This window comes from Priestia sp. P5_B4 (genome assembly GCF_056400385.1).
Genome location: NZ_JBFULJ010000339.1, coordinates 1 through 3,910 on the forward strand (window position 1 = coordinate 1; position 3,910 = coordinate 3,910).

Sequence of the window (3,910 nt, forward strand, 5' to 3'; positions counted from 1 at the left end):
CAACCAACGATGTCAAAGATGCTTGGTTTGTCGGGTATACCGATGATGCAGTCGTTTCTATTCACGCTGGCTTTGATAATGCTAATTCTACGCAAACAACGAAATACTTATCAGGCGGCGGCGGACAAGACCCTGCTACACTGTTTAGCTCTATTATGAATAACTGGTAACCAAAAAACCTCCAACTTCACTGTTGGAGGTTTTTTTAAGATAAATGCGTTTTATGCTTAAGTGAAAAAAAGGAAACGTTAATGACTTTGCAAATCGTTACATAATGCAGAACGGTCAGGACAACCACGCCACAGTTCATCCCGATAATAATTCCCTGCATGCCAATATTTGTTTGTGATCCTAAGAAAAACATCAGGGAAAAAGATACAATATGAGACCAAATCGTATGATAAAAAGCATCTTTTACATAGCCAAGGCCAATTAAATAAGCTTGAAGCGGGACGGCAAAGAAGTGAAAAAGAAAATACGGCCATAAAGCCTTTAGGTAGTACACGGCTTCTGTAGAATGAAAAAACAAGTTAGTAAGCGGCTCAGCAAAGAAATACATCGCCACTATAGACGGAATCCCATATAAAAATGTCATTTGCATACTTTGAGTCAAAAGTCTTTGAAGCTGTTCTTCCTGATTTTTCGCATGAGCTTCAGATACAGCAGGTATTAGTGCTACTAAAAGAGAATGAGCAAAGAAAGCCGGAAAAAAGCCAATCGACATCGCTACCCCTGTTAGCATACCAAAATGCTGCGTTGCCCCGGTTAAAGTCATACCCGATAAAACGAGCGCGTGTTTGATTAAAAACGGCTGAATAGCATTACATACCGCATTAAATAAACGCAGTCCCGTGGTCGGAAGTGAGACACCTAACAGCTTTTTCCGAATCTCACTTGGAGAAAGCAGAGGTCTGTGCCCTCTTGATAAAACACTTAACTGGGTAACATACGTGATAAAAAAATAAAGCAAAATAACAGCTTCGGTCCCAATTAGCGTACAAATCGCAATAAACAGCGACATTTTAACATCTGTGAAAGCAAACATTTGAAAAACAATAAATAAAATCGTTAGCTGAAAGGCTTTGCGGATAAAATTAGACACAGCGATAGTCGTCATGTTATTTTTACCCGTAAAATATCCACGAAGCACCGCTGAAAACGAAACAACCGGAATGAAACATAGTACAACCCATTTTAAATAAGGATGATAGTGACTAAAAAATGGAAAGGCTGCTAATACGGCCAGTGTAATAAAAAAGATTCCCAAGCTCACAGCAGTCGCAAAAATGGTGGCATGCTTCATCATATGCTGATGTTCTTTACGATGATGTTCAGCCAAAAATTTAGAAATAGAAATAGGCAGTTCTAAGTTGGCTACGGTAGCAATAAGAAAAATGATAGGAAGAACCGTCATGTACATACCCATGCCTTCCCTTCCTAATTCTCTAGCAAGTACCATATTTACAAGAAATTCAATTAACTCTCCTGCAAAGGCAGCACCTGCTAGAATAAACGTTCCTTTCAAAAAAGTGTTCATCTCGTTATCTCCTTCTATCTCCCGTCCTTTTTCATCACTACCTCTTCTCTCTATGTATATGACAAGCCCAATACGAATTATTTGTCTAATTGTATTTTTTCGGTGTACAAGTTCTTGTATAATGTTCAACCTATGTGAAAAAAAACCGTTATATACCTTTTTCATATAGGAAATTCATTCATTTCTTATACTTTGACTCTTGAGACTTACATAGGAAAACAGGAGACTGAATGAACCTGGCGATTGCTAAAGGGAATAGAGCATGTGGTTTTAATATAACAAATTCACATATCAGTTAAGCGTCTTTATTCACTATTTTCTGTGGATGCACTTCTTTTTTTGACACCGAAGCGTTTTTGCCTAGTACAACCGAAAAGACAACAATTATTGCTGTAGCAAGAGTAAAAAGTGTAATTGTTYCACCTAGAAATAGAGCTGCAAACAAAATCATTAAAAATGGCTGTAAATATTGAACCTGGCTAACTCTGGCTATTCCACCCATAGCCATCCCGCTGTACCAAGCAACGTATGCTAAAAATTGACTCACTACTGAGAGATAAATCAAACTAACCCACGCTTGTAAAGGCGCATGGAGCATTTCAGCTGTAATGCTTAGTCCTACTGGAACCATAAAAAATGGTGCACCGATGATAATGGCCCAAGCAATTACTTGCCAGCTGCCTAATCCTCTTGCTAACACCCCTCCTTCTGCATAGCTCAGTCCAAGTATCAGCACCGCTGCTAGTAAAGCTGCATCAGCAAACTGCAGTTGACCGAATCCAAGGTGAAGAGCATACACGATAACAGCTGTCGAACCGATTATACTTGAGACCCAGAATTTTAAAGAAGGGCGTTCACCCCCTCTAAACATCGCAAAACCGGCTGTGGCTAATGGTAAAAGAGCGAGTTCAACCGCTCCATGAGAAACAGGCAATGATTTCATTGCCCAGGAAGTGAGCAGAGGAAACCCTAAAACTGCGCCTAAAGCGACGATCAGCAGACTTTTAAATTGGCGGAGAGAAGGGAATTTTTCTTTTCGTACAATCAATATCACAGCTACTAAAACAGCAGCTATAGCTGTTCTTCCTAAACCGGCTACTGTCGTGCCGAAATACTTGACTGCAATGCTTGTAGAAGGAAGGGTTAAGCTAAAACAGATAACGCCTATTAACCCCAACAATAAGCCCATTTTCTCTCTACTTTCTTTTTGCATCTTACCCTACCCCTGTCTTTTTATTTTTCAGAACTATACCATTTTTCTAAAAAAAGTTCTGATATAATTAAAAGGATAGCGCAGGACAACTAGTAAAATAAATCATTCTTTTACCTATCTGTACGGGTACAAATTAAAGGAGTATGACCTATGAGTTTGAAATATCTGAAAATCATGGAAGAAATTAAGCTTGGCCTAGCAAATGGATCGCTTATTGCAGGTGGTAAACTCCCTTCTGTTCGCCGACTCTCTCAACATTTTTCGTGCAGCAAGAATACCGTTATCAAAGCGTACAGTGAACTAGAAAAAGAGCATTTAATTTATTCTGTTCCTAAAAGCGGCTACTACGTTGTGGCAGAATTTCAACATAGGACGAATGAAAATGAAGTGATTGATTTCTTGTCTGCTGGTCCAGATAAAAACGTTATGCCTTATCTTGAATTTCAGCATTGTATAAACCAAGCGATTGAACACTACAAAGAAGAGCTTTTTACATACTCTGATCAACAAGGCTCTTACTCATTGCGGGTACAGTTAGTGAAACACTTGCAGAACCTACAGGTGTTCACTCAAGCTGAAAGGTTAGTTGTTGTATCCGGGTCTCAGCAAGCTCTTCACTTACTAGTTTCTATGCCCTTTCCAAATGAAAAAAATAATATCCTAATTGAACAGCCCACTTATTTCGGTTTTATCGAGTCTCTTACGCTGCACCAAGCTACTACTTTTGGGATCGAGCTATCGATGAAAGGTATTGATCTTGATCGTTTGGAGTACATTTTTCGAAATAATGATATAAAATTTTTCTACATTATTCCAAGATTTCACAACCCTCTTGGGCATTGTTATACAAATTTCGAAAAGAAAAAAATCGTGGAGCTAGCCGAAAAATACGATGTATATATAGTGGAAGATGACTTTTTGGGCGATCTTGATCCCGATGCAAAATCAGATCCTTTATTTTCTTTTAATCCTTGTGGACGAGTTATTTACATTAAAAGCTTTTCGAAAATCTTTCTTCCTGGGTTACGTATTGCTGCTGTCGTGCTTCCTTCGTTAATGAATAGCAACTTTTTACGATATAAATTCAGTTCAGATTTTAATAGTTCAGCGCTTTCCCAAGGTGCTCTTGAAATTTATTTAAAAAGCGGCATGTTTACGAG

At 38.6% G+C, this 3,910-nt stretch carries 3 protein-coding genes; 1 reads left to right on the forward strand and 2 read right to left on the reverse strand.

All coding sequences use genetic code 11. The features are described 5' to 3' along the window. Positions 1-205 precede the first annotated feature (205 nt). Together AC1DRF_RS18815 and AC1DRF_RS18820 are read right to left on the reverse strand one after the other, a co-directional pair. Entirely contained in the window at positions 206-1,537 is a 1,332-nt protein-coding gene (locus AC1DRF_RS18815; RefSeq protein WP_013083768.1) for a polysaccharide biosynthesis protein, read from the reverse strand. A 295-nt stretch (positions 1,538-1,832) separates the two neighbouring features. Then, positions 1,833-2,750, reverse strand: coding sequence for a DMT family transporter (locus AC1DRF_RS18820; protein WP_477741388.1), 918 nt, complete (start codon positions 2,748-2,750; stop codon positions 1,833-1,835). A 150-nt stretch (positions 2,751-2,900) separates the two neighbouring features. On the opposite strand from AC1DRF_RS18820, the gene AC1DRF_RS18825 reads away from it, so the two are divergent. Next, a partial coding sequence (locus AC1DRF_RS18825) for an aminotransferase-like domain-containing protein (RefSeq protein WP_477741389.1) occupies positions 2,901-3,910 on the forward strand: 1,010 nt, incomplete at its 3' end.

What these genes read in the sequence shown, in the direction of transcription:
- AC1DRF_RS18815 (WP_013083768.1), bottom strand. Translation starts at nt 1,537, where the DNA reads ATGAACACTTTTTTGAAAGGAACGTTTATTCTAGCAGGTGCTGCCTTT.